This window comes from Acidisoma sp., assembly GCF_965199065.1.
Classification (GTDB): domain Bacteria; phylum Pseudomonadota; class Alphaproteobacteria; order Acetobacterales; family Acetobacteraceae; genus Acidisoma.
In genome coordinates, this window is the sequence record NZ_CBDAQN010000003.1 from 108,302 (window position 1) to 133,665 (window position 25,364).

Sequence of the window (25,364 nt, forward strand, 5' to 3'; positions counted from 1 at the left end):
GACCTACGCTGCGACCCGGTCCGCCGCGTCGGCGCCACGGGAACCCATCGGCTTCTCGGGGCCTTCCGTCGTATCCTTGGCCGTTTGGTGTTCCATCTCGGCATCGAGTTCGGCGCCGACGAGCACGACCGTCGCCGACAGCCAGAGCCAGGTCATGAAGCCGACCGCCGCCCCCAAGGTTCCGTACGTCTTGTTGTAGCTGCCGAAATGGGCCGTGTAGTAGGAGAAGGCGACGGAGACGATCAGCCAGCCGATGGTGGCTGCCGCGCTGCCCCATGTCACCCAACGCCAGCGCGCCTTGGCCCGGCAGGGACCATAGCGGTAGACGAGGCTGAGGAAGACGCCGAGGCCCACGAGCAGCACCGGCCAGCGCACCAGGTCCAGCACCAGTTTCGCTCCGGAGCCAATGCCGACGAAGCTGAGGATGGCCGGCAACGCCACGACACCGCCGATCGCGACCATGAGGAACAGGATGCTTCCGATCGTGAAGATCATCGCGATGACGGTCAGCCTGATGAAGCTGCGCGTCTCGTTTTCGTTATAGGCGACGTTGAGGGCGCTGAACAACGCCTTGATGCCGGAGGTCGCACTCCAGAGCGAGGTTGCGAGCCCGATCGCCAGCCCGAGGCCGAGCGCCTTGTGCGGGCTGGAGGCGAGGGATTTCAGCTGCCCGGTGATGATGTCCATGCCGCCACCGGGCACGACGCCCTTGATGCCAGAGATGGTGTCGGAGAGCGTGCGTGGGTCGGCGATGAGCCCATACAACGAGACCAGCATGGCCAACGCCGGAAACAGGGCCAGCAGCGAGTAGAACGTCATGGCAGCCGCCTGCGCCAGCAAACCGTCCTGCATGACGGCATTGCCCGTGCGCTTCAGTATCTGCCACCAGCCCTTCGGCGGAATGTCGCTCGGCTTGTCGGCGCCGCGGCCAGGTGCATCGGGCGCTACGACGTCGTGGTCGTCCCGGGCGCCCTGTGGTCCGGTTCCAGTGCCCACGCCGGGACCGTTGCCTGCCAGTGGGCCGCGCTTGACCGGGCCGACGTTCGGTTGCTGGTCCGGGCTCGTCCCCTGGGACCTGTTCAACCCTGAAAGCGCCATTCCAATCAGGATCGTCGCCCCGGCTGCCGCCGATGCACGTGTGGCCCGCTGCGCGATACCGGTCATGAAGGATGCTCTCGCCGTCTGCGTTAAGGCGCTGATGTACGGCTGTTGCCGGAGCCAACCCGCGGGTCGGCTTGGCTTCCGGCGTCTGAGGCACTGCCCACGGCCGCGCGATCATGCCCTCCAGCCGTGGCGGCACCGGCGATAAAGAGCTTTGCTTTGGTCGCCATGTTTCCGGATCCTAAATTGTGCTCTAGATTGCGCGTTATTGGCGATTTCGGCCTGTATCTGCGGAATGCTAGGGGTAGCGTCACGTTTTTGCGGCGCAACGCCCCCAAGCTGCACCGCCACGCGAAGGAGACCCGCTTCATGGATAGTCCGATTTTCGAACTCCCGACGCCGCCCGGACCTCATCATGAGGAGACGGCGCAGTCGGTCCGTGAGGATCTCGCCGCCGCCTACCGGCTCATCGCTCATTTCGGCATGACCGACACTGTCTATACCCATCTCTCTGCACGGCTCCCGGGTCCTGGCAACCGCTTTCTCGTCAATCCCTACGGCCTGCTGTTCGAGGAAATTACGGCGAGTTCGCTGGTCGAGGTCGATGCCAACGGCGAACCCGCGCAGGAGACGCGTTGGCCAGTCAACCCCGCCGGCTTCGTCATTCATTCCGCACTTCATATGGGCAGGCCGGATGCACACTGCGTCATGCATACCCACACTCTCGCCGGGATGACCGTCGCGGCTCAGCAGGGTGGCCTGCTGCCGCTCAATCAGATCAGCATGGAGTTCCTCGATCAGGTGGCGCTCCACGACTATGAGGGCGTCGCCGATGACGACAACCTCAGCGAGCGGGACCGGCTGGTGCGCGATCTTGGCCCATCCCGCCATTGCATGATCTTGCGGACGCATGGGTTGCTGACGGTCGGCGCTACTGTCGCCGAGGCCTTCTACTGGATGTATTACCTGGAGCAGGCCTGCCGCATTCAGGTGTCTGCGCAGTCGACCGGGGCTCCGCTCTCCATCCCTTCGGAGGCCGTGCAGCGGCGGACCATGGCGCAGTTCACTCACGGCCCGGACCATGGGTGGCTCGTCTGGCAAGCCCTTCGCCGCAAGATGGATCGGGAGCAGCCGGACTATCGCCTCTAGACGCGCGCAGGCCGGGAAACCCTCTTCCCAAGCGACCCGGCTAGTAAAACGACCAGTGGCCAATGCTTCGCAAAGCATTGGCAAGTCGCGGCGGCCCGCGTTTGAGGTCAACTGAGACTTCCAGAAAAGACGTGCGCCGCCCCAACTTCTGTGGAACATTTGTTCGAGCGGTTCTAGAAGTCTGACGACACTTCACGTTTCTCGAGTTGGAAGAGGCTGTATGCAATATGTACCACCGCTTCGCATCTTGGCGGATGCCGGAAGCGTTGAGCGTTCCGACAGCCGGATAACATTGCCGCTGGAATCCTTCTACGCCATCTTGCGGGCGGCGTTCGAAGGGCCTGCCTTCGATCCGGACTGGTACCTCGCCACCTACCCGGATGTGGCGACCGCCATTGCCGACGGGGTCGTACCCGACGCTGTCACCCACTTCGTGCGGTTCGGCTATTTCGAGAACAGGCGGCCTCGCTCATTCGATATCGACGTTCGCTGGTACGAGGATGCTTATCAGGATGTCGCCGGCGCCATCCGGTCGGGCAGCGTCTCCGATGCGCGTTCGCACTTCAACACCAACGGATATTTCGAAGCGCGCGCACCGACTGCTGAGGCCGCTTCCGCTTTCGCAACGCTGCTGATGATCGCGGCAGCCCGCTCGGAGACCGCTGTAAAATCCGCTACGGCACCAAAACGTTCGCGCCGGTGACGCGGCCGCCGAGGATGACGACACAAACTTGATTGGGAGTAGCCGCCGCGGCAGCAAGGAATGATCAAGACAAGCGGTCCCCGCTCTGGGTCTGGTGGCGGTTGCTGGTCTGGCTTTGGCGATTGATCACGCAGCCGGGGTAATCAGCCGGTAATGCTCAGCGCGAGCGCCTCGGCGACGCGGATGCCGTCAACGCCGGCGGAGAGGATGCCGCCGGCATACCCCGCGCCCTCACCGGCCGGAAACAACCCCATCGTGTTCAGGCTTTGCAAGCCGGCCCCGCGGCCGATTCGCAACGGCGAGGAGGTGCGGGTTTCCACCCCGGTCAGCACGGCATCCTCCAGGGCGAAGCCGCGGATCTGGCGGTCGAAGGCGGGGATCGCCTCGCGAATGGCCGCTACCGCGTAATCCGGCAGGCAGGTGGAGAGGTCGGTCGGCGTCACGCCGGGCTTGTAGGAAGGCACAACCGTGCCGAGCGCAGTCGAAGGACGCCCCGCCATGAAGTCCCCCAGGCGCTGGGCGGGCGCGGCATAGGTGCTCCCGCCGGCCAGAAACGCCTGCCGCTCCCAATGGCGCTGAAAATCGATTCCTGCCAGCGGACCGCCGGGGTAATCGTCCGGGGTGATGCCCACGACGATGCCGGCATTCGCATTGCGCTCGGCCCGTGAATACTGGCTCATGCCATTGGTCACGACATGGCCGGGCTCGGAGGCCGCCGCCACCACCGTCCCGCCCGGGCACATGCAGAAGCTATAGACCGAGCGGCCGTTTCCGGCATGATGCACCAGCTTGTAGTCGGCCGCGCCCAGCAGCGGGTGGCCCGCCGCATCGCCGAAACGGCAGCGGTCGATCAGCGACTGCGGATGCTCGATACGGAAACCGATCGAGAACGGCTTTGGCGCCATCGCGACATTCCGCTCCGCCAGCATCGCGAAGCTGTCGCGCGCGCTGTGCCCGACGGCCAGCACAACCCGGTCGGCGGCAATGCGTTCGCCGTCGGCCAACATCACCCCCGTGACGCGCCGCGCGCCGGTTCCGGTCTCCTCGATGTCGAGGTCGGCGACGCGGCTGCCGAAGCGATACTCTCCGCCCAGCGCCTCAATCTGCGCGCGCAGGCTCTCCACCACGGTCACCAGCCGGAACGTGCCGATATGCGGCTTGCTGACATAGAGGATCTCCTCGGGCGCGCCGGCGGCGACGAACTCCGTCAGCACGCGCCTGCCGAGATGCAGCGGGTCCTTGATGCCGCTCCAAAGCTTGCCGTCCGAGAAGGTCCCAGCGCCGCCCTCGCCGAACTGCACGTTCGACTCGGGCGTAAGGACACCGCGCCGCCACAGCGCCCAGGTGTCCTTGGTCCGCTCGCGCACGACGCGGCCGCGGTCGAGGATGATCGGCCGGAACCCCATCTGGGCGAGCGTCAGCGCCGCCATAAGACCGCAGGGTCCCGCTCCGATCACGACCGGCCGCAGCTGAAGACCGGGGGGCGCATGCGTCACGAGGCGATAGCTCATATCGGGAGCTATCCCGACATGGCGGTTGCCGCCGAGGCGTGCGAGTACAGCCGCTTCATCGGCGACGCTCACGTCCACCGTATAGATGAGGGAGATCGCCGAGCGGCGGCGCGCGTCGTAGCCGCGGCGAACCACCTCATGGGTGATGAGATCGTCCGCGCCCACGCCAAGCCGATCGCGAATGGCGGCGAGCAGGGCCGCTGCGTCGTGGTCCAGGGGCAGCTTGATTTCCGTCAGGCGAAGCATCGCGTCCGCTTAGCAGAATCGGCTGGGACTCTGACCCCTCAGAATGGCTGCAGCAGACGCTCGATATAGTCGAGTTCGCTGGGCGTCAGGCTGCGGTCGCCCGCCTTGTCGCGTAGTTCCTGAAGGATGGCGCGCAGCCGGGCCTGGCCGGTGCCGTTCGGGATCGCGACATCGGCGCCGAGGCTTGTTCCCTGCCCGGAGGTCAGCGGCCGCCCAAGCGGATCCGTTTCCCCGTCGCCTTGCGAAAATCCGTCCTGCCCGCCCGGCTGCCCGCCCATCTGGTCACCAGGTTGCATGCCGCCGATCTGCATGGAACCCTGCCCATTCTGCTGAGAAAGGCGCTGCCCGAGCGCGTTGGCTGCCTGCTGCAGGCCCGCGATCGCCCTCTGCTGCGCCGCGCTCGCCCCGCCATCCTGGTTCGCCTGCAACTGCTGCACCGCCTGCCCCATCGCCCGCCCGGCGCCATCGATCGACGAGCCCAACCGTGAAGACAGAGCCGAGAGCGCCTGACGCAGCTGCGCCTGAGCCTGCGCGTCGCGGGCATCGCCAGCCGGATCGGGCGCATCGGCACCAGCGCGATGAGCCGAATGATCCAGGAGCTGTGCCTGGCTGCGCATCATCGACTGCAGAGCCGCGAGGTCCTTCATCGCCTGAGCGCGCGCCGCCGTTTGAGCCGGATCGGGCTTCACGACCCTTGCCTGCTCCAGCGCCTGGAGGCTTCGCTCGAGCGCCGCCAGTTCCTGCCGCATCGCCTGCACATCGCCGGCGTGGGCCGCCGCCTCCATGGCCCGCATCTCGCGCGCGAGCTGGGACAGGTCGAGCGACCGAGTGCCTGCTGGCGCACCGATGGCGCCGCCCTGCCGCTGCGCCATCTGCATCAGCGTGGAGAGATGTTGCAGAACGGCGGCCTGAACGGCCTGCATGAGGCGAGCCAGAGCGGCCGGCGTCGTCGATGGCGACCACAGCGCGTCCTTCAGCGCCGCATTCGCCTTGTCCAAGGCCTGCGCGGTGTCGGCGGCATCGCCTTGTTCGAAGTGCAGCGCTACCTGCCAAAGCTGATCAATGGCGTCACTCACGGCCGAAGGCGCAGGATCGTCCACCAGTCGCCAGCCTGTCGCCATCAACGGCAACGTAGCGTCGGACGGTTTGGCCGCCGCCACTGCCGCGGCTCCGGTCTCAAAAATGGCCTGCGCCGCGGCCGCCCGCGCGGCCGGATCCTGCGGCCGGGAGCTGAGCACCAGCGCCTTGCGGATTGCGATCACCGCCCTCGCCTGCGGGTCGGAGAAGCGCCGCTCCGGCAGCGTCAAACTAATCTCTGGCGATAGGCCCTGTAGGCCGCCGGCGTCGCGGTCGCCGAGCCGCATGGTGACGGGCAGGCCCGCCCAAGGGTTGGCGGTCAGATCCGCGACCTGAACGGCATCGATGGCAGGCGCCGGGCCGTCCGGCAGGGTGAGCGGCAGGGTCAAGGCCGGGTCCGCAGGATGGCCCACGAGTTGCGCCCGCATCTGCGCGGCGACGACGGCGTAGTTGTCCGTCGCATGCCATGCGAGCCGCAGGCTGGCGCTGCCCTGGTCCGGCCTGGGTTCCCCGGCAAAGGCGATGGTCGGCGGCCGATTGGCCGACACAGTCAGGCTCCAGCGGGCCAGCCTCTCGCCGCCTCCGCGCAAGATGAGCACACCGCTACGGGTCAGCACGCTATTCAGCTGGAAGCTATCCGCGTCCAGGCTGTGGAAGGCGGCATCAGCCCCGGCGAGCTTGGGCCTGCGATGCACACCGGAAACCGTCACCGTCAGGCGCGAACCGGCCGGCACGCTGAGCTCCGCGTCATGTCCTGGGAGCAGCAACGGGGCTCGGCCCGTATAATCGGGCGGCGTCACCCAGGCGGTCACCGAGGGTGGCGTTCCCGCGCCCCCCAGGAGCAACGCGAAATCGAAGGTCAGGGCGGAGCCGAGCCGCGCACGCGCAGCGGGGCCGGCGACCCAGGCGCAGACGATCAGGGCCGCGATCAGCCCGCCCCGAAACATGATGCGATCGCGCCGGGTCAGCCAGGGCCAGGGCAGACGCAGCCGCAACCGCTTGGCGGCGGTAAGGCTCCGCTGCCGATGGACCTGCCAGACTGCAAGGGAGGCCGCATCTGTCTGCGCGGGTGTATCCTCCAGCGCGGCGATCGGATCATGGGCCAGACCGGAAGCGGTCTGCAACCGATGCCTGGCCGCGGCATCATTCGGCCAGCGGACGCGCCAGACCGCGACGCTCAGCCAGATGATGGCCAACGCAATATCGCCCACCAGCACAACTGTGTTCAGCGGCCGGCCGAGGCGCTGCGGCAGTCCCAGCAGCGCCACGCAAACATAGGCGCCGAGGATGCCGGCCGGAGGCCATAGGATTGGCCAGATAGCCTCGAAGATGAGCAGCGCCATTGCTGCGCGCCGCCAGCGAGCGAGCCGGCGTGGCAGCCGGCCGCGCATTGGCCCGCCGGACTTTTTCAGTAGCTTGGGGCTGCCGCGTCCGAAAGCCATTCCGGCACCGTCTCCCGCGACCACAGCGCCGCGATATCCTGCCGGGGGCTGATCACCGCGTAGCGGTCGCCATCCACCAGGGCCGCCGCCGCCAAAGGCCGGGCGTTGTAGGTTGAACTCATCACCGCACCGTAGGCCCCGGCATCCAAGATCGCCACAACAGCTTCGGGGCCAAGCAGAGGCAGCATGCGGTCCCTCGCGAAGGTGTCACCGGTTTCGCAAACCGGCCCGACGACGTCGGCCGCCGTAACGGGTCCCGCGGAATCCATGGCGGAGACCGGGACGATCCCGTGCCACGCATCGTACATCGCCGGCCGCACGAGGTCGTTCATGGCCGCATCCAGCACGATGAAGCGCCGCGTTCCCGTCTGCTTTGCGAGGACGACGGAAGCGAGCAGCACCCCCGCCGGCGCCACCAGCCAGCGTCCGGGCTCCAGCATGAGATCGAGCCCGAGGCCGCCCAACGTCTCGGCCAGCGCCGCGGCGAAATCGCCAAGCGATGGTGCGGCCTCGGCGCCGTAGGGAATGCCGATGCCGCCGCCGCAATCGACGCGGGTAACCATGTGCCCGGAAGCGCGTAGCCGCTCCACCAGCTCACCCACCCTGCCGAACGCCGCGCGGAACGGCGCCATCGAGAGGATCTGACTGCCGATGTGGACGGCGAGGCCGAGCGCGCGCAGCCCGGGCAGGGTCGCCGCGTAGCCATAGACCGCCTCCGCCTCATCCCAGGCGATGCCGAACTTGTTCTCGGCGCGGCCCGTCGTGATCTTGGCGTGCGTCTCCGCATCCACGTCGGGGTTCACCCGGATGACGATGTCGACAACCCGCCCGGCCGCCTCGGCGACCGCCGAAAGCATGGCCAGTTCCTCGCGGCTCTCCACATTGATCTGCGCGATCCCTTCCGAGACGGCGAGGCGCAGGTCTGCCACAGTCTTGCCGACGCCCGAGAAGACGATGCGCGACGCCGGGATGCCGGCCTTCAGCGCGCGCTGGAACTCCCCGGCGCTGACGACATCGGCGCCCACGCCCTCCGCCGCCATGATGGCGAGGATGGCAAGATGGTCGTTCGCCTTCACGGCGTAGTGGATGTGGGCGTGGTCCAGCTTCGCGCCGCGGAGTGCATCGCCCAGCGCGGCCAGTCGTGCGCGGATGGTGCCGGCGCCATAGACCCAGCAGGGCGTGCCGAGGTCGCGGGCAATGGTGGCGAGCGCCACGCCCTCCAGCATCAGCCCGTCCGCCGGATCCATGGTTAAGTTCGGGCGGTCCGCGATCAGCGCCGCTATATCGGGTTCAGCACCCGGAAAAAGGCCCTCGTGATCGGCCATGAGCTATTGGGCCGGATACGGGAGCCGGTAGAGGATTTCCTTGTCGGGCGGCCCCGGCATCGAATTGGGGCCGACCTTCCCGCAGGCGGCCAAGCTCAACACGGCGGGAGCCAGAACGGCCGCCAGCAACAGAAGCCGGATCATGCCGCCTGCTCCGCATCCAGCAGCGCCCGCCAGCGTGCCGCTTCCTTCGCCACATTGGCGGGTGCGGTGCCGCCGAAGCTCGTCCGTGACGCGACGGAGGCCGTCACCGTCAGCACCCCGTAGACGTCCGCCGTTATGCCCGGTTCGATCGACTGCATGGCGCCGAGGTCGAGCGAGGCGAGATCGACCTCCCGCGCCTCGGCCAGGGCCACCAGCCTGCCGGTGACATGATGCGCCTGGCGGAACGGCAGCTTGAGCGTCCGCACGAGCCAGTCGGCGAGGTCGGTCGCGGTTGCAAAGCCCTGACCTGCCGCCACCGCCATCCGCCCGAGCTCGGGCATCAGATCGCGGACCATACCCTCGGTGGCGGCGAGGCAGAGGGCGAGCGTGTCCGCCGCCTCGAACACCGGCTCCTTGTCCTCCTGCATGTCTTTGCCGTAGGCGAGCGGCAGGCCCTTCATCACCGTCAGCAGGGCGACGAGCGAGCCGGCGATCCGTCCGGTCTTGGCGCGCACCAGTTCGGCCGCATCCGGGTTGCGCTTCTGGGGCATGATCGAGCTGCCGGTCGTGAAGGCGTCCGACAGCCGGATGAAGCGAAACGGCGCGCTGCACCAGATCACGATCTCCTCGGCGAGGCGCGACAGGTGCGTGGCGCAGATGGCGGCGGCGGCCAGGAACTCGAGCGCGAAATCCCGATCGGACACGGAGTCCAGCGAGTTGGCCGTCGGCCGGTCGAAACCGAGCGCCACCGCCGTGTGGTGCCGGTCGATGGGAAAAGACGTGCCGGCGAGCGCCGCCGCGCCGAGCGGGCATTCGTTCAGCCGCCGTCGGCAGTCGGCCAGGCGGCTGCGGTCCCGCGCCAGCATCTCGACATAGGCCATCAAGTGGTGCCCGAAGGTCACGGGCTGCGCCGTCTGTAGATGGGTGAACCCCGGCATCGGGTCGGCCGCATGCTCCGCCGCTCGTTCCACGAGGGCAAGCATCGCGCCGGTCATTTGCGCCGACAGCCCGTCGATCGCATCCCGCACCCAGAGCTTGAAGTCGCAGGCGACCTGATCGTTGCGGCTGCGTCCGGTATGAAGGCGCCGGCCTGCATCGCCGATGCGCTCGGTCAGCCGCGCCTCGATATTCATGTGGATGTCCTCGAGGGCGGTCTCGAACGTAAACCGGCCCTCGGCAATTTCGCGGCCGATGGCGCCCAGGCCCTCGGCGATGGCGCGCTGGTCTTCCGCGGAGATGACGCCGGTTTCACCCAGCATCGCGGCATGGGCAAGCGAACCCTCGATGTCCTGCTGCCACATCCTTTTATCGAACCCGATCGAAGCATTGATATCGCTCATGATCTGAGCCGGACCGGCGGCGAATCGTCCGCCCCATTGCGCATTGGCGGTGACGGGGCTTGTCTTAGTGGTAGGCTCGCCGTTGCGAGACGCCATTAGCGTGCCGGTGCTAGGCCTCGGCGCCGGAAGCGGCTGACTGCTGTCGTTCAAGGAGCGTATCCCAATGAGCTTGAAGGTTTCGCGCCGCCGCGTTCTGGTGACGGCGGCCACGGTAGCCGCAGGCACGATTGGCGGCAACTTGGCGCCGCGCCGCGCCCTCGCGCAGGAGATGGGCAGCGTCGACGACCTGGAGGAGATGCCGCCCGGCGCCACTCTACCCGCGTTCCAGTTCTTCACGGCGGATAATCAGCCGCGCACGCTGGCTGATTACCGCGGGCGCGGCGTCGTACTCAACCTCTGGGCGACATGGTGTGGACCCTGCGTGGCCGAGATGCCGACGCTCGACACGCTCGCCGCCGCGGTATCGGCGGACGACATCGTCGTTCTGCCGGTTTCATCGGATGCGGGCGGGGCCGCCAGCGTTCGTGCCTTCTATGACGGCCATGACATCGATCACCTGCCGGTTCTGCTCGATCCGGGTGGTGCCGTCACCCAGGCCTGGCAGGTTCCGGGCATTCCGGTGACCGTGATCTTCGATCGGTCCGGCCATCCCCGGGCGCGACTGATCGGCGGCGCGGACTGGAGCACTCCGGCGGCCGTGGCCAAGGTCAAGGCTTTGTGCGGCCCTAACCTGTCGAAGATCCCGGCGGTGAAAATCTGAACGGAAGGGGGTTCGCGGCCTTACTCGGCGTAGATCATTTTCCGGGTCATGCCGCCGTCGACGATGAATTCGGAGCCGGTGACGAAGCCGCTCTCGCGCCCGACGAGCCATGCGACGAGGCTCGCCACGTCGCCGACGTGGCCGACACGCCCGGCCGGATGTTGTTCGTGATCCTCGGCGCTGAGTTCGATTCCGCGCGTCTCGATCCAGCCAGGGCTCACGCAATTCGCGCGAACGTCAGGTCCGAGGCTGACGGCAAGCGCATGGGTAAGCGCCAGCAGGCCGCCCTTGGAGGCTGCGTAGCTCTCGGTGTTCGGCTCCGACTGGTGGGCGCGGGTCGAGGCGATGGTGACGATCGCGCCATGAGATGCCCGGAGCAGCGTCTCGGCGGCGCGAGCGAGCAGGAAGGTGCTGGTGAGATTCGTGCCGATGACCGAGTTCCATTCGGCAAGGGCGAGCTTGCCGATCGGCTTGCGGATCATGAAGCCGGCATTGCAGATGAGGGCGTCGAGCCGCCCTTCCTCCGCGTTCAAACCTTCGACGAGTGTGCCGACCGCGTCCTCATCGGAGACATCGCAACACACGAACCGGCCGCCGTCGGGGGGTTCCAACGGATCGTCGCGGTCGGCGACGATAACGCGCCAGCCACCGAGCTCCAGCCTGGCGGCAATACCCGCGCCGATGCCGCGGGCGCCGCCCGTGACGAGAGCGACCTCGTTCAATCGGCTGCCGTCTTGCCGTCCAGGGTGCGCTTCGCCTTGACCTCGACCGCCGGCTCGCGGACCTGCGCGCGCGTGTCGCGCAACTCCTTCTGCAAGCGGGCTAGTTCGCCGCGCAGCACGGCCACTTCATAGGCAAGGTCGGGCTGAATGGCGGCGGCTGATGCCGTGCTGGCCGTGGCCGTGGTGGCCGCCGCAGGCTCGGTCGCTTCGGTCGAACCTTCGGTGCCACGGTAAAACGGGCTGAACAAGGTCATTGCCCGCTCAATCATCGCCATGTTCTGGCGGCCCATCTGCTCGATGTCGAACGGAAACAGATTTCCCACCGTCTGCTGCATCGCCTGGCGCACCTGCTGCTGCTGGGTGGTGAAATTCGCCATCGATTGCTCAAGGTAGCGCGGCACAACGTTTTGCATGCTGTCGCCGTAGAAGCCGATCAGGTGCCGCAGGAACGTCGTCGGCAGCAGTGCGCTACCCTTGCTTTCTTCCTCGACAATGATCTGGGTGAGGACGCTCCGCGTGATGTCCTCGCCCGATTTTGCGTCATAAACGATGAAGTCACGCCCTTCACGCACCATCAGGGCCAGGTTGTCGAGAGTGATGTAGCTCGAGCTCTCAGTGTTGTAGAGACGCCGATTCGCATACTTTTTAACAACCACAGGAGGCTTGGCGGAAGCATCAGCGGCGCCGGCAGGCATCTCAGCTTGCGACATCATTTGACCCCAAAATCTTGTATCCGAACGGTAGCATGGAGCGGCAGGCGCGGCGAGAGCTCCACTTTCTGATTACAATCATAGATTAAGAGAATGCGCCTGGGCACGACTTGTTAGCGGCGCTGGAGTAAGAATACGGCATGGATGACGGTGACGAACCGCCGCGGACGGGCTCCGCGCGGCCCGAGACAGACGACAAGCCCGATGGCATGCCTTGGCCCGAGGATGATTTCCGGGCCTTGGCCGAGGATTGGATCGCCATATGGCAAAGCGAGATCACGGCTTATCTGGGCGATCCCGAGACGCAGCAGGCTTGGGGCGCGATGATAGCACTCTGGGCCGGGGCCGCGCAGGCGATGATGCGCGGCATGCCGCCGACGTCTGGATTTGCGCCAGGTTTCGGGGCGGGCTTTGGTTTTCCGGGCGGTCCGGCCCGTACGAAACGTCCAAAATCCGCGGCGCCTTCGGATGAGCGCCGCCCAGCCCAAGCCGAGCCCATCCAGCCCGGGACCGTCCAGCCCGGGACCAATGCTCCGCCGGGGCCCGCGCCCGGTGCTGCTGCACCTGTCGCTCGCGATGATGAGATCCGCCGTCTTGAGCAGCGCGTGGCCGAGCTGGAGCGCAGCCTGGCCGAGCAGGACCGGCGCCGCGGAACCGCTGGCGAAAATCGCCGAGCACGTCGCGCGGTCCGGCCCAGGAGCTGAGAGCCGCTTCGCCCGCGCGCTGCTGACCGAGGCCTGGGCCCAGGACCGCGGCTTCCTGGCAGGCATCGCCGCCTATCGCCGCCACCCCTACCAGCGCCTGGTGGAGGATCCGCCAAGTGTTTGGGAGGAAGGCGGCAGCCGCTTGCTTGACTACTCTACCAACGGCGACGGGCCACTGGTGATGGTCGTGCCCAGCCTCATCAACCGCGCGTATATTCTCGACCTGATGCCGGGCAAATCGCTGATGCGCTACCTGGCCGCGGAGGGTCTGCAGCCCCTGCTGCTGGATTGGGGCTATCCTGGCCCCTTGGAACGCCGCTTCACCCTGACCGACTACATTGCCGGCCGCCTCGAACGTGCGCTCAACGCCGTGGGACGCCCGGTCATCCTCGTTGGCTACTGCATGGGAGGGTTGCTGACGCTCGCGGCAGCCCTGCGCCGCCCTGACCTCGTGCGCGGACTCGCCCTCCTTGCCACGCCCTGGGATTTTCACACGCCGGACGCCGACCGGGCACGCGGGCTTGCAGGCCTTCTGCCGGCTCTGGAACCGGTCATGAGCGCCAGCGGCGCGCTTGCCACCGACCTCCTGCAGATGCTTTTCGCCTGTCTCGATCCATTCCAGACGCCAGTGAAATACCGCAACTTCGGGCGGCTGGATCAGTCCGGAGCGGCCGCCCGGCTCGTCGTCGCCATAGAGGATTGGCTGAACGACGGCATTCCCTTGGCCGCGCCGGTGGCGCGAGCCTGCCTCGGCGAATGGTATGGGGAGAACGCCACGGCTGAGGGGCGTTGGGCCATTGCAGGCGCACCGGTCGACCCGACCCGGCTCGTCCAGCCGGCCTTCATCGCGATCCCCAACCGGGACCGCATCGTGCCGCCGGAATCGGCGAGCGCACTCGCAGAACTTATCCCCCGCGCGACCATCCATCGCCCGGCGGCAGGGCATGTGGGCATGGCTGCCGGACGTCGCGCCGAGGCCGAACTTTGGCGCCCTCTGCGGGATTGGTGCCACAGCCTCGATGGCTGACTGCCTCGCTTCGCGCTCTATGGCCGATGCAGGCGGCTCGTCCTAAGGTAACTCAACCTGCAATGAAAAAAGGGGAGCATCGCCATGGATGACATCGTCATCGTCTCCGCCGCACGGACGCCCGTCGGCAGCTTCAACGGCGCCTTCGCCACCGTTCCTGCCCATCAGCTCGGTGTGGTCGCTATAAAAGCCGCACTCGAACGCGCCGGCGTCTCAGCCGAGGAGATCGACGAGGTCATCCTCGGCCAGGTTCTGACCGCGGGTCAGGGCCAAAATCCGGCTCGTCAGGCGGCCATCCTCGCCGGCATCCCCGAGGAACGCACGGCCTTCGGCATCAACCAGGTCTGCGGCTCGGGGCTGCGCGCCGTGGCGCTCGCCGCCCAGCAGATCCAGACCGGCCAGAGCCATATCGTGCTCGCCGGCGGCCAGGAAAGCATGAGCCTCTCGACCCACTGCGCCTATCTCCGGGCGGGCACCAAGATGGGCGACCTCGGCCTTGTCGACACCATGATCAAGGACGGTCTGTGGGATGCCTTCAACGGCTATCACATGGGCACGACCGCTGAGAACGTGGCGACCGCCTTCCAGATCACCCGCCAGCAACAGGACGAATTCGCCGCCTCCTCCCAGCAGAAGGCGTCCGCCGCGCAGAAGTCCGGCCGCTTCAAGGACGAGATCGCGCCGGTCACCGTCAAAGGGCGCAAAGGCGACGTGGTGGTGAGCGACGACGAATATATCCGGCACGACTCCACCGTTGAGGGGATGGCCAAGCTGCGGCCCGCCTTCAGCAAGGAAGGCACGGTGACCGCCGGCAACGCCTCCGGCTTGAATGACGGCGCCGCCGCTCTCGTGGTCATGTCCGCGACCGAAGCCTCGAAGCGCGGTCTCAAGCCGCTGGCTCGCATCGCCGCCTTCGCGACCGCGGGCGTCGACCCCAAGGTGATGGGCACCGGACCGATCCCCTCCTCCACCAAAGCGCTGGAACGTGCCGGCTGGCGCGCGAGCGAGCTCGACCTCGTCGAGGCGAACGAGGCCTTCGCCGCGCAGGCCTGTGCGGTGAACAAGCAGATGGGCTGGGACCTGGCGAAGGTGAACGTCAACGGCGGAGCGATCGCCATCGGCCATCCCATCGGCGCCTCGGGCGCACGGGTGCTGACGACGTTGCTCTACGAGATGCAGAAGCGCGACGCGAAGAAAGGCCTGGCCACCCTCTGCATCGGCGGCGGCATGGGCGTGGCCATGTGCCTCGAACGGTAAGCCGGCAGGCGGCTGCGGATGCCCGCGGGAGGTTACTCCCGTGGGTGCCCTGATCTGCGCGTCTCGCGATTGCGGGGCGCGCCCCGCCAAGACTAGGGTTCAGCACTTTTTATGACAAAGGTGCATCGAACCGTGAGCCTGACCGCCGAACGACTGGACCGCGTGAGTCCGAGCCAGACCATCGCCATCTCCTCCAAGGCCCGTGCCTTGAAGGCGGCGGGCCGGGACATCATCAGCCTTTCGGCCGGCGAGCCGGATTTCGATACGCCCGTGAACATAAAGGCCGCCGCCATTCGTGCGATCGAGGCGGGCGAGACGAAATACACCGACGTCGCCGGAACCCTGGCGCTGCGGCAGGCCGTCGCGGCGAAATTCAAGCGCGACAGCAATCTCGACTACACCCCTTCCGAGGTGATGATCTCCACCGGCGGCAAGCAGGTCATCTTCAACGCCATGGTGGCGACGCTGAACGCGGGCGACGAGGTCATCATCCCCTCACCGTGCTGGGTGAGCTACCCCGACATCGTGGCGCTGGCCGACGGCGCGCCTGTCATCGTGCCCTGCAGCCAGAACAGCGGCTTCAAGCTGCGGCCCGAGGATCTGGAAGCCGCGATTACGCCGAAGACCAAGTGGCTCATGCTGAACAGCCCGAGCAACCCATCGGGCGCGGCCTACACGGCCGCAGAACTCCGCGCGCTGGCCGAGGTGTTGCTGCGCCATCCCCATGTCTGGGTGATGACCGACGACATCTACGAGAAGCTCGTTTACGATGATTTTGAGTTTACAACGATCGCCCAGGTGGAACCGGGGCTCAAGGCCCGCACTCTGACGGTGAACGGTTGCAGCAAGGCCTATGCGATGACCGGCTGGCGCATAGGGTTCTGCGGCGGTCCCGCCAGCTTGATCAAGGCCATGGACAAGCTGCAGAGCCAATCGACATCGAACACGAGCAGCATCAGCCAGGCGGCGGCGGTCGAGGCGCTCAACGGGCCGCAGGAGTTCCTCCGCGAGATGACCGCGGTCTACCGGGAGCGCCGGGATCTCGTGGTCTCCATGCTCAACACGGCGCCGGGCATCAACTGCCACAAGCCGGAGGGTGCGTTCTACGTGTTCCCCGCCATCCACGGTTGCATCGGCAAGACCAGCCGGAGCGGCATCGCCATCACCGATGACGAAAGCTTCGTCACCGCGCTGCTGGATGAGGAAGGCGTGGCGGCGGTGCATGGCTCGGCCTTCATGTATCCCGGCCATTTCCGCGTGAGCTATGCGACCGACACCGAATCCCTTCGCAAGGCCTGCGAGCGCATCAAGCATTTTTGCGACGGGCTGAAGTAGATCTCCCGTCCGGAAACCGCGGCCTCGGATCGATGCAATGCCGGCTAAGCCGCGCGGCCAGGTCACCACGGCCTATGTCGTGGTCGGCGTCGTCGCCTGGCCTGTGGTCACGGCCTTGATCTACTGGGCCGACCGCCTCGCGACCGGCCTCTCCGGTCTGGGCCCGACGGGCGCCTCCATCGGTTTCTGGGCCGCGAGCGGTTGCGCTCTCATCGTTTCGGCACTCATCGTGATTGCGGGTTGGCTGCAGTCCTCTCACAGGTTCTAGAGTTCGCTCATGATCGGATCGGAAGCCCCCCGGCTGCCCGCGCTCGCCTCCCGGCTGGGACGGGCCGAGACCGCTGCCGCTGTTCAGATGTCGACCCGCGCGCGGGAGATGCGGGCGGCCGGGCACAACGTCATCTCGCTGGCGATCGGGGAGCCCGACTTCCCGACCCCTGCCCTCGGCATCGAGGCCGCGCATAGGGCGGCGCTCGACGGATTGACGAAATACCCACCCGTGGACGGGCTGCCGGTGCTGAAGGCCGCCGTCCAACGTAAGTTCCGGCGTGACCAGGGGCTCGATTTTCCGCTGAGCCAGATCATGGTCACCAACGGCGGCAAGCAGGCGATCTTCAATGCCTTTGCCGCGACCGTGGATGAGGGAGACGAGATAGTCATCCCCTCCCCCTACTGGTCGTCCTATGCACTGACGGCGCAAGTGCTCGGCGGCGTGCCGGTGACCGTCCCCTGCCCGGCCAACAACGGCTTCCGCTTGCGACCCGAGGATCTGGACGCCGCCATCACGGCGCGGACGAAATGGGTGGTGCTCAACGCACCGAACAACCCGACCGGTGCGGCCTACACGGCCGAGCAGCTGGCGGCGCTCGCCGAGGTGCTGCGCCGTCACCCCCATGTCTGGCTCTTCTCGGATGAGATCTACGAGCATCTGCGTTACGATGGGCTGGGCTCGATCAGCATCGCGGCAGTGGCGCCCGACCTTGCGGACCGGGTCCTGGTGATGTCCGGCGTCTCGAAAACCTATGCCATGACGGGCTGGCGCATCGGCTTTTGCGGCGGACCCGCTGGGCTTATCCGGGCGATGGTCGTCATGCAGAGCCATGCGACCGCCGGCATCTCTACCGTGGGGCAGGCGGCGGCGGCGGCGGTGCTCGACGGACCGCAGGACGTTGTGGGCGAGATGGTTGCGGCCTACCACCGCCGGCGAGATTTGGTGGTGGGGATGTTGCGGCAGGCGCCCGGCATGACCTGCGCCGTTCCGGAAGGGGCCTTCTACGTATTCCCATCGATCGCCGGCTGCATCGGCCGGCTGAGCGCCGGAGGTCAGCCGATCGACACCGACCGGGATTTCGCGACAGCCCTTCTGGAGGAGCAGCATGTTGCCGTTGTTCACGGAGCGGCCTTCGGCATGAGCCCCTATCTCCGGATCAGCTACGCGACGGACGACGCCTCGCTGGAAGACGCTTGCCGCCGCATCATCGAGTTCTGCGAGGCCCTGACGTAGCGGGCTTCGCGGCACGCGCGCGCCGGACGCAGAGGCACCGGGCATCGTCGTGCATTGATCCGGCCCAGATATCTGCGCATCAATAATTTCCGCCATTATTGGGGCTAAGCGTCGCGGCGGATGGCACCCTCCCGGCTTTCGCGCGTTTCCTGGCGCCTGAAATCGCTTAGCTGACGGGCAACCGCCGCGCAGACGGCACCGTCGAACGGCTACAATAGAGAGGGAGGCTTTGCATGGATTTCGACCAGCTCCACGCGATCAGCGACATTTGCCTGTTGGTTCAGGATCTGGACAGATCGATCGCCTTCTATACCGAGAAGCTCGGTTTCGCGATCAAGCGCAGGACCGACGGGTTCGTCTCCTTCGAAAGTCGCGGCGTCTGCCTTGTCGTGTGGCAGTCGAGCTACGTCCCGGACGAGCCAAGGCAGGTGACACACAGTCCCAGCCGCAGCGACCATCGGGCCTGTGTCTCGGTTCGGCTGCCCTCGGGCCGGGATGTCGATAGCTGGTACGAGAAGCTGTCGGCCCTCGACGTGCCGTTCCAGCGGCTTCCGGCCAACTACCCTTGGGGCGCGCGCAGCTGCTACTTCACTGACCCTGACAACGTCCTGTGGGAGCTCTACGCCGAGCCGGAACGCGAAGCCGAGGAGCTACTTTCGGCCTGAACGAACCCGAGGACGGCTCCTCGGAGACGGCTTTAAGACCGAGGAGCTGACAAACGGCACATTGCCCTTCGCTCATGCGAGCGCCCGAAACAGGGGGGCGCAAGACGTTTCAACCCACCCGGACTTGCCCCGCCAGCCATGCGAACATGACGCGCTCGCGGTGAACAAACCCGTGGCTCGCTGGCTGGCGCATGGCGACGCGCCGACGGGCCGCGCTCGGGCCATCGCCACCTAAGCTCCCTCCCCACACATTTCGAGGTTCCTTTCACCCGAATGGTGTGTCTCAGGCGTGTGTGGGGATGCCTCATCGGCAGGCACGGCCGCTCTGGCTCGCTCTCCTCCAGCGCCATCCTGCAGCTGCACTTGCCCCCCCATTTGGCCTATTTTTGACCTTTAGCCCCAAATGGGTCTACATCTGCGGCATATGAAATTGCGACTACAACACTGATAATTGAGTAATCCTCCGTCTTTTGGATTGTTTTTAATCCAACTGTTAGTTTAGAAGCTCTCTCCAGGTTAACCTAAAGGTCACCAAGCCTACATCCATTGGCGTAGCTTGGATCTGGTTTTATCAATTGGGAGCTTGCGGCAATGAGCGGCACAACGGTTAGTGGCGGAACAGTTCCAAACAACTTTTCGGGAGCAAGCGGAGCTGGAGCCGCCTTTGCTACTTACTTTTCTCCAACGACGAACGTCACCGTCGTGAGCGGTTACTCGACCGCGACCGGCTCGGTCGTAATCGCAAACCCCGGGTCTTCCGACACGGTTTCGGGTTCTGCGGTCGCTGACACATCATCCGGCAGCAACAGCATCACCACGACCAACCCGGCCACCGTCTTCGCAGCGCCGAACGACACGATCACCTCGGCGGCGGCCACGACGCTCTTCGGTGCCTCGGGGTCCGGGGTTAACCATTTTGCTATCGGGGGTTCAGGCTCGTCTGTCACCGGCGGGACCGGCGGCATCGTCGGAACGGCCTCCGGCGCCAACAGCACGCTCGTCGGCGGCACGGGCAACAGCATCTTCACCGTGACGGGCCCGAACAGCTTGGCGGTCGCAGGTTCCGGCGGCGTCACCGGCATCAATGAGCAGTCAAGCACTGGCCCTGAGACGATTGCCACGAGCCCGGTCGGCAACAGCGGCACGCTCGTCGCCGTTCTCGGCAGCGGTGCCGACACGGTGTTGGGCGGAAGCGGCGCCTCCACCATCACCGGCGGCAGCGGCAACGACGTGTTCGCCTTCATCAAGGGCCATGCCGGCGGGTCTGAAGTCATCATCGGATACACCGGGAGCGACAACCTTGCCTTCGCCGGGTATGGCTACACGGGCAGCAACCTGCCGACCGAGAACGTCGGTTCCGCAGGCGACGTGATTACCCTCAGCGATGGCACGACGATCACCCTCGCCGGCTTCGACCACAAGCTCTTCTCCTGATCTGACCCGCCCGGGGCACTCGGTGCCTGGGGCGGACCCTCCAAGCTTCAAAACGTCAAATCGGCGGCGCGCCCTCTTCCTTGAACGGCGAGAGGGTCGCCAACTCCTCCATATGATTAAGGATGGCCGGACGTTCCTCCTCCAGGAAGTTGCCGATCGCGCGGCGCAGTCCGGGATGATTGATCCAGTGAGCCGAGTATGTCGGCACCGGAAGATACCCGCGCTGGATTTTATGCTCGCCTTGTGCGCCAGCCTCGACTCGCGGCAGTTGGTGCGCGATCGCGAAGTCTATCGCCTGATAATAGCAGAGTTCGAAATGGAGGAAGGGCCAGTCGCCCTTGCACCCCCAGTTGCGCCCATAAAGAGCGTCACGGCCCATCAGGTTGAGCGCTGCCGCGACCGGCGTCTGTCCATGATAGGCCATCATCAGCACGACCCGGTCCCCCAGACGCTCCGATAGCATTGGGAAGAAACGGCGTGTCAGGTAGGCGCTGCCCCATTTCCGGTCGACGGTCGACTGGTAGAAGCCGAAAAAGGCGTCCCACATCGGGCGCGTGATCTCATGTCCGCGCAACGTCCGGAAGCTGAGGCCCGCGCCGGCGGCGTCCCGTCGCTCCCGCCGGATCGACTTGCGCTTGCGGGAAGCCATCGCACCGACGAAATCGTCGAAGGTCGAATAGCCGGCGTTGGTCCAGTGGAACTGAGTGCCGATCCGTTGCAGCCATCCGGCGGCGCCCAGCGCCTCCCACTCCTCATCGAGGCAGAAGGTGATGTGGACCGAGGAGAGCTCGAGTTGCTGGCACGCCTGCACGAGACCTTGGGCTAAAGCCGCGACGGGCACCCCGCTGCCGGCGCGCCGGAGCAGTCGCGGCCCGGGCACGGGGCTGAACGGCACGGCCGCCTGCAGCTTTGGGTAGTAGCTGCCCCCGGCGCGGTCGAACGCGTTTGCCCAGCCATGGTCGAAGACATACTCGCCGTAGGAATGGGATTTGGCATACATCGGCACGATGCCGACGACCTGGCCCGCATCGTCGCGCATCACGGCATGCTGCGGCAGCCAGCCGGTGCGCGATCCGGCCGAGCCACTGTCTTCGACCGCACTTAGGAACGCGAAGCTGACGAATGGGTTGTCGTCGCCCGCGCAGGCGTTCCAATCCTGGGCGTCGATCTCGTGGATACTGCTGTGGAGGCTGAGAGAGAAGCTTGCACCATCCGGCATCTTGCGAACATAACGCCCAAGAGCGGAAAAGACGACCCTTCCGAGCCCTCGCAACATTGCACGGTCACCCAGGGTTGATACCGACGGTCACCCCAAGCCTACGCGCACCTAAGCGATCGCGAACAGCCCCTCGACCTCGACCGCAGCCCCGAGCGGCAGCGCAGCTACCCCGATCGTCGAACGCGCATGCCGTCCGGCTTCGCCGAAGGCCTCAACCGCCAGGTCCGACGCGCCGTTCATCACCGCAGCCTGCTGAGTGAAGTCGGGCGCCGAGGCGATGAACCCGCCCAGTCGCAGCACGCCCGTGACGCGGTCGAGATCGCCATCGCAGGCTACCTGCAGCTGCGCCAGAAGATTGATGAAGCACAGGCGTGCGGCGAAGCGGCCGGTGTCCACGTCGACGTTGTCGCCAAGACGACCGACGGCGAAGAGCTTGCCCGCCTGCAGCGGCAGCTGGCCGGAGATCGTGACCATCCCGTTGTGGACGGTGAACGGCACGTAGGTCGCGACCGGCGACGGTGGCTCCGGCAACACGATGCCGAGATCGGCGAGACGCCCCGCGACACGGCCGCGTCCACCGGCCCCGCTCATTTCGGGCTGCCGGGTTCCGGCGAGAACAGCGCCTCCTTGCCCGGCTTGTCCTTCCACTCGTCGGCATCGGCCGGCGGCGTGCCTTTCCGCGTGATGTTCGGCCACTGCGTCGAGAAAATCCTGTTGCGTTCCGCCCAGGGCGTCGCCCGCCCATCGCTGTCGGGAAGGATCGCCTCGGCGGGGCATTCCGGTTCGCAGACGCCGCAGTCGATGCATTCGTCCGGATTGATCACCAGCATGTTCTCGCCGACATAAAAGCAGTCGACAGGGCATACCTCGACACAGTCCATATACTTGCAGCGAATGCAGTTATCGGTGACCACGTAGGTCATTCGGCGCTCCTGGTGGCGGTCGTGCGGAAATTACCGGCCGGTTCCACGGACGTCTCATGGAAGCCTGACTGGTCATGAGCCCCCTCACCGCCGTCCTCCGGCAATGCCTGGGCGCCTTCGTATGCCGCCGAGCCGGAGTTCGCGCAAGAGTTCGCGCCGGTCCTGTCGCCGCCCACATCTTCCGGCACGACTTCATAGAGCAGGCTCGCCTCTGCCGCCGGTCCGCGCCGGGATGCCAGAGCCCTGACCCGCCACACGCGGACCTCGCCCCGCAGCGCCATCGTCAGCACATCCCCGATCCGCAGTTTGGCGTGCGCCTTGACGGTCGGTTGCCGGTTGAGCCGCACGCCGCCAGCCTCCACCAGCCGGGCGCAGTCGGAGCGCGCTTTCGCAACGCGCGCACACCAGAGCCAAAGATCCAGACGCTGCCACTCGACCTTATCGCTCATCGCCTCCCCGAGCCGAGCTTGGCATCCGGGCGACGGAAATTGGCCAGCGTGGCAAAGGGGCTGTCGGGCCGTGGCGGCGTCTGCCGCTTCTCTGCCTCAGCGCGCGGCCGCGCACGTCCGGGGCTGAGCGGCACCAGCATCGGCGGCACCGGCGGACCGTATGCGCCCGGATCGAGGCTGGGCGCCGGGATCAGCCGGAAGCCCAGGCTGCGCAGCACCATCGGCAGCGCCTCGCCCTTTACCGAGAGCCGCGAGGCAAGGCCACGCGGCAACAGCATCCGTCCACCGAAGGCGCGCGTCCCGCGCCGCAACTCCTCGGCGAGACGTTCCGCCACATCCAGTCGCAGCAGAACGGGGCCCGCGGTGATCCAGCCGAGCGCCTCGGCGAACCCTGGCGGCCAGGGCTGTTCGGCGGGAATGGACGTGAGGCTCGGCAGCGGCAGCGCAGGCGCCGCCACACCCGCCCCGAGCGCCAGCAAAGCGGCGCGCAAAGCCATCGGCCCGGGCTTCAACATCGCCGGCAGGAACCATGCGATCCCGCCGCCGGCCAGTCGAACAGCGCTCCCGGCCGCAATATCCTCAGCCTCGGCGCGCGCCAGTCCCATGCCCTCGCCCAGGCGGTGGAGCAGACCGCGGGCCTTCGGCGCGTTCCGCCCAACCTCCAGAGCGGAGAACAGCGGCGCGAAGACAACCGCGATCTCGGCGTCGACGAAGGCCTGACACCGCCGCCGCACGCGCTCGCGCAACGGCCCGTCGAGGAAGTCGCTCGCGATGACCTCCACCAGCGGCCGCAGCACGGAGTGCCCAGGGCGCAGCTTCGCCACCTCCTGCCCCTGCCAGACGAGCCGGTGCTGCGGCGTGCGGGTGATCTCCGTGTCCGGCGCCGCCTCGAAGCGGCCCACGCGGCGCGGCATCTCCTCGCCGAGCGCCCGCCGCGCCGCCCGCATAACCATACGCCGCTCGTCGCCCACTGCCGCCGGATCGGGCAGGAAGGAGAACCCGGCCACATGGCCGACGGAATGGCCCTCCACGACCACCTCACCACGGGCGGTGACGGCGGACAGCAGATCCTGGCCTTCCTTCTCCTCCAGCCGGCGCATCAGCAGCGCTGCCCGCCGGTCGACGAAGCGATGCATGAGCTTTTCGTGCAGGCTGTCGGAAATCATGTCCTCGACGGCCCGCGCCCGCGCCTGCCAGTGGGCGGCGTCCCTCACCCAGTCGTCCCGCGCCACGATATAGGACCAGACGCGCACGCCGGAAAGACGTTGCATTAATGTATCGATATCGCCTTCGATCTTGGCGAGGCGGTCGATCTGGCCGCCGATCCAATCGACCGGCAGATGTCCTGTATCGGCGACGTGATTGAAGATGCGGGCGCAGAGGGCGGCGTGGCTGTCATCGGCGATTTTGCGGAAATCCGGGATCTGGCAGGCATCCCACAGCAGCCGCACGCGCCTCCGCCCCTGCGCCTTCGCCCTGAGATCGGCGTCCTTCGCGAGCGTCGTAAGCGTTTCGAGGTCGGACGCGTCGTTCCCCCGCACCAGCCCACGGCGCGGCGGCGGCGCCAGCAGGCTGCCCAGCAGCCCGTCGACGGAGGCGAAATCCAGATCGCTGTTCCGCCAGCAGATCTGCTCGATGGCGTCGAAGTCGTGGGTCTCGACGGCGCGGACCAGTTCCTCCGGCAGAGGCGGGCAGTCGGCCGTGCTGCCGAAACTGCCGTCGCGCATGCCGCGGCCCGCACGTCCCGCAATTTGAGCCGCCTCCGGTGCGGTGAGCCGCCGCAGCCGGTGGCCGTCGAACTTCGAGATGCCGGCAAAGCCGACATGATCGACATCCATGTTGAGGCCCATGCCGATGGCGTCCGTCGCCACCAGGAAGTCGACCTCCTTCTCCTGATAAAGAGCAACCTGAGCGTTCCGCGTGCGCGGGGACAGGCGCCCCATCACGACGGCGCAGCCGCCGCGACGCCGCCGGATCATCTCCGCGATGGCGTAGACCTCGGCCGCCGAGAAGGCGACGACGGCGCTGCGTGGCGGCAGCCGGGTCAGCTTCGACGGTCCCGAGTGGCGCAGCTGCGAAAGGCGGGGGCGCGTTTCGATGATCGCCTCGGGCACCAGCCTCTGGATGAGCGGGCGGATGGTTTCGGCCCCCATGAACATGGTTTCGACCATGCCCCGGGCGCGCAGAAGCCGGTCGGTGAAGACGTGGCCCCGGTCGGGATCGGCGCAGAGCTGGATTTCGTCGACGCCCACGAACTCGACATGGCGGTCGAGCGGCATGGCTTCCACCGTGCAGGCGAACCAGCGCGCGTCGGGGGGAATGATCTTCTCTTCGCCGGTGATCAGGCCGACGTGGCGGACGCCTTTGCTGGCGACCATGCGGTCATAGTTCTCGCGGGCCAGCAGGCGTAGCGGAAAGCCGATGATGCCCGACGCGTGGGCTAACATTCGCTCCATGGCCAGATGCGTCTTGCCCGTGTTCGTCGGTCCTAAAACCGCCTTCACGCGCGGGGCGAATCCCTGCATGGCCAGAGCTTCGGTGCTTTCAGACCGCTTGGCAAGAGGTTCGTGCCAAGCAGCCAGGTTGGCCTGGCTGTTGCATTTCACCATCCCCGGGA

23 protein-coding genes are annotated in these 25,364 nt (G+C 66.7%); 10 read left to right on the forward strand and 13 right to left on the reverse strand.

The window, feature by feature from the left end; translation table 11 throughout:
* Positions 1-3: 3 nt before the first annotated feature.
* Complete coding sequence (locus tag ACOEQ1_RS08725) at positions 4-1,164, reverse strand: YihY/virulence factor BrkB family protein (protein ID WP_419758864.1); 1,161 nt, start codon at positions 1,162-1,164, stop codon at positions 4-6.
* A gap of 306 nt (positions 1,165-1,470) precedes the next feature.
* Between ACOEQ1_RS08725 and ACOEQ1_RS08730 the strand changes: the two genes are divergently transcribed.
* The gene (locus ACOEQ1_RS08730; protein ID WP_419758865.1) at positions 1,471-2,250 is read left to right on the forward strand and encodes a class II aldolase/adducin family protein; all 780 of its coding nucleotides are present in this window, start codon (positions 1,471-1,473) and stop codon (positions 2,248-2,250) included.
* A 220-nt stretch (positions 2,251-2,470) separates the two neighbouring features.
* Positions 2,471-2,953, forward strand: coding sequence for a hypothetical protein (locus ACOEQ1_RS08735; RefSeq protein WP_419758866.1), 483 nt, complete (start codon positions 2,471-2,473; stop codon positions 2,951-2,953).
* A gap of 143 nt (positions 2,954-3,096) precedes the next feature.
* Here the strand turns inward: ACOEQ1_RS08735 and ACOEQ1_RS08740 are convergent, their stop codons facing one another.
* The 5 genes from ACOEQ1_RS08740 to argH are packed head-to-tail and all read right to left on the reverse strand — an operon-like array spanning position 3,097 to position 10,134.
* Positions 3,097-4,710, reverse strand: coding sequence for an NAD(P)/FAD-dependent oxidoreductase (locus tag ACOEQ1_RS08740; protein ID WP_419758867.1), 1,614 nt, complete (start codon positions 4,708-4,710; stop codon positions 3,097-3,099).
* A gap of 38 nt (positions 4,711-4,748) precedes the next feature.
* Positions 4,749-7,229 carry a DUF4175 domain-containing protein gene (locus ACOEQ1_RS08745; protein ID WP_419758868.1) on the reverse strand — a complete coding sequence of 827 codons (2,481 nt, stop codon included), beginning with the start codon at positions 7,227-7,229 and terminating at the stop codon, positions 4,749-4,751.
* A complete protein-coding gene (gene lysA, locus ACOEQ1_RS08750; protein WP_419758869.1) occupies positions 7,196-8,554 on the reverse strand; it encodes a diaminopimelate decarboxylase in 1,359 nt (452 codons plus the stop codon). Before lysA ends, ACOEQ1_RS08745 begins: the two co-directional genes overlap by 34 nt.
* A gap of 3 nt (positions 8,555-8,557) precedes the next feature.
* Positions 8,558-8,698 carry a hypothetical protein gene (locus ACOEQ1_RS08755; RefSeq protein ID WP_419758870.1) on the reverse strand — a complete coding sequence of 47 codons (141 nt, stop codon included), beginning with the start codon at positions 8,696-8,698 and terminating at the stop codon, positions 8,558-8,560.
* Positions 8,695-10,134: an argininosuccinate lyase gene (gene argH / locus ACOEQ1_RS08760; protein ID WP_419758871.1), complete on the reverse strand. Its 1,440-nt coding sequence runs from the start codon at positions 10,132-10,134 to the stop codon at positions 8,695-8,697. Before argH ends, ACOEQ1_RS08755 begins: the two co-directional genes overlap by 4 nt.
* A gap of 67 nt (positions 10,135-10,201) precedes the next feature.
* Between argH and ACOEQ1_RS08765 the strand changes: the two genes are divergently transcribed.
* Entirely contained in the window at positions 10,202-10,798 is a 597-nt protein-coding gene (locus ACOEQ1_RS08765; RefSeq protein ID WP_419758872.1) for a TlpA disulfide reductase family protein, read from the forward strand.
* A 20-nt stretch (positions 10,799-10,818) separates the two neighbouring features.
* Here the strand turns inward: ACOEQ1_RS08765 and ACOEQ1_RS08770 are convergent, their stop codons facing one another.
* Together ACOEQ1_RS08770 and phaR are read right to left on the reverse strand one after the other, a co-directional pair.
* Entirely contained in the window at positions 10,819-11,520 is a 702-nt protein-coding gene (locus ACOEQ1_RS08770) for an SDR family oxidoreductase (protein WP_419758873.1), read from the reverse strand.
* Positions 11,517-12,230, reverse strand: a complete 714-nt coding sequence (gene phaR / locus ACOEQ1_RS08775) for a polyhydroxyalkanoate synthesis repressor PhaR (RefSeq protein ID WP_419760666.1) — start codon at positions 12,228-12,230, stop codon at positions 11,517-11,519. Before phaR ends, ACOEQ1_RS08770 begins: the two co-directional genes overlap by 4 nt.
* Positions 12,231-12,698: 468 nt before the next feature.
* On the opposite strand from phaR, the gene ACOEQ1_RS08780 reads away from it, so the two are divergent.
* From ACOEQ1_RS08780 to ACOEQ1_RS08810, 7 genes are all read left to right on the forward strand, one after another.
* Positions 12,699-13,961 carry an alpha/beta fold hydrolase gene (locus ACOEQ1_RS08780; protein ID WP_419758874.1) on the forward strand — a complete coding sequence of 421 codons (1,263 nt, stop codon included), beginning with the start codon at positions 12,699-12,701 and terminating at the stop codon, positions 13,959-13,961.
* Between the two features lie 84 nt (positions 13,962-14,045).
* Positions 14,046-15,218 (forward strand): acetyl-CoA C-acetyltransferase, encoded by a 1,173-nt coding sequence (locus ACOEQ1_RS08785; protein ID WP_419758875.1) that lies wholly within the window; start codon positions 14,046-14,048, stop codon positions 15,216-15,218.
* Between the two features lie 132 nt (positions 15,219-15,350).
* Positions 15,351-16,553, forward strand: a complete 1,203-nt coding sequence (locus ACOEQ1_RS08790) for a pyridoxal phosphate-dependent aminotransferase (protein ID WP_419758876.1) — start codon at positions 15,351-15,353, stop codon at positions 16,551-16,553.
* 37 nt (positions 16,554-16,590) lie between these two features.
* On the forward strand, positions 16,591-16,821 hold the full coding sequence (locus ACOEQ1_RS08795) for a hypothetical protein (RefSeq protein ID WP_419758877.1): 231 nt from the start codon (positions 16,591-16,593) through the stop codon (positions 16,819-16,821).
* A 9-nt stretch (positions 16,822-16,830) separates the two neighbouring features.
* Positions 16,831-18,057, forward strand: a complete 1,227-nt coding sequence (locus tag ACOEQ1_RS08800; RefSeq protein WP_419758878.1) for a pyridoxal phosphate-dependent aminotransferase — start codon at positions 16,831-16,833, stop codon at positions 18,055-18,057.
* Between the two features lie 233 nt (positions 18,058-18,290).
* A complete protein-coding gene (locus ACOEQ1_RS08805) occupies positions 18,291-18,722 on the forward strand; it encodes a VOC family protein (RefSeq protein ID WP_419758879.1) in 432 nt (143 codons plus the stop codon).
* Positions 18,723-19,424: 702 nt separating this feature from the next.
* Positions 19,425-20,156, forward strand: coding sequence for a hypothetical protein (locus ACOEQ1_RS08810; protein WP_419758880.1), 732 nt, complete (start codon positions 19,425-19,427; stop codon positions 20,154-20,156).
* A 55-nt stretch (positions 20,157-20,211) separates the two neighbouring features.
* Here the strand turns inward: ACOEQ1_RS08810 and ACOEQ1_RS08815 are convergent, their stop codons facing one another.
* The 5 genes from ACOEQ1_RS08815 to ACOEQ1_RS08835 form a co-directional block, all read right to left on the reverse strand.
* On the reverse strand, positions 20,212-21,375 hold the full coding sequence (locus ACOEQ1_RS08815) for a GNAT family N-acetyltransferase (RefSeq protein ID WP_419758881.1): 1,164 nt from the start codon (positions 21,373-21,375) through the stop codon (positions 20,212-20,214).
* A 108-nt stretch (positions 21,376-21,483) separates the two neighbouring features.
* Positions 21,484-21,966, reverse strand: coding sequence for a RidA family protein (locus ACOEQ1_RS08820; RefSeq protein ID WP_419758882.1), 483 nt, complete (start codon positions 21,964-21,966; stop codon positions 21,484-21,486).
* A complete protein-coding gene (gene fdxA / locus ACOEQ1_RS08825; RefSeq protein WP_419758883.1) occupies positions 21,963-22,298 on the reverse strand; it encodes a ferredoxin FdxA in 336 nt (111 codons plus the stop codon). The genes ACOEQ1_RS08820 and fdxA overlap by 4 nt, the downstream gene beginning before the upstream one ends.
* Complete coding sequence (locus ACOEQ1_RS08830; RefSeq protein ID WP_419758884.1) at positions 22,295-22,747, reverse strand: RNA-binding S4 domain-containing protein; 453 nt, start codon at positions 22,745-22,747, stop codon at positions 22,295-22,297. Before ACOEQ1_RS08830 ends, fdxA begins: the two co-directional genes overlap by 4 nt.
* Positions 22,744-25,272: a helicase-related protein gene (locus ACOEQ1_RS08835; RefSeq protein WP_419758885.1), complete on the reverse strand. Its 2,529-nt coding sequence runs from the start codon at positions 25,270-25,272 to the stop codon at positions 22,744-22,746. Before ACOEQ1_RS08835 ends, ACOEQ1_RS08830 begins: the two co-directional genes overlap by 4 nt.
* Positions 25,273-25,364 lie beyond the last annotated feature (92 nt).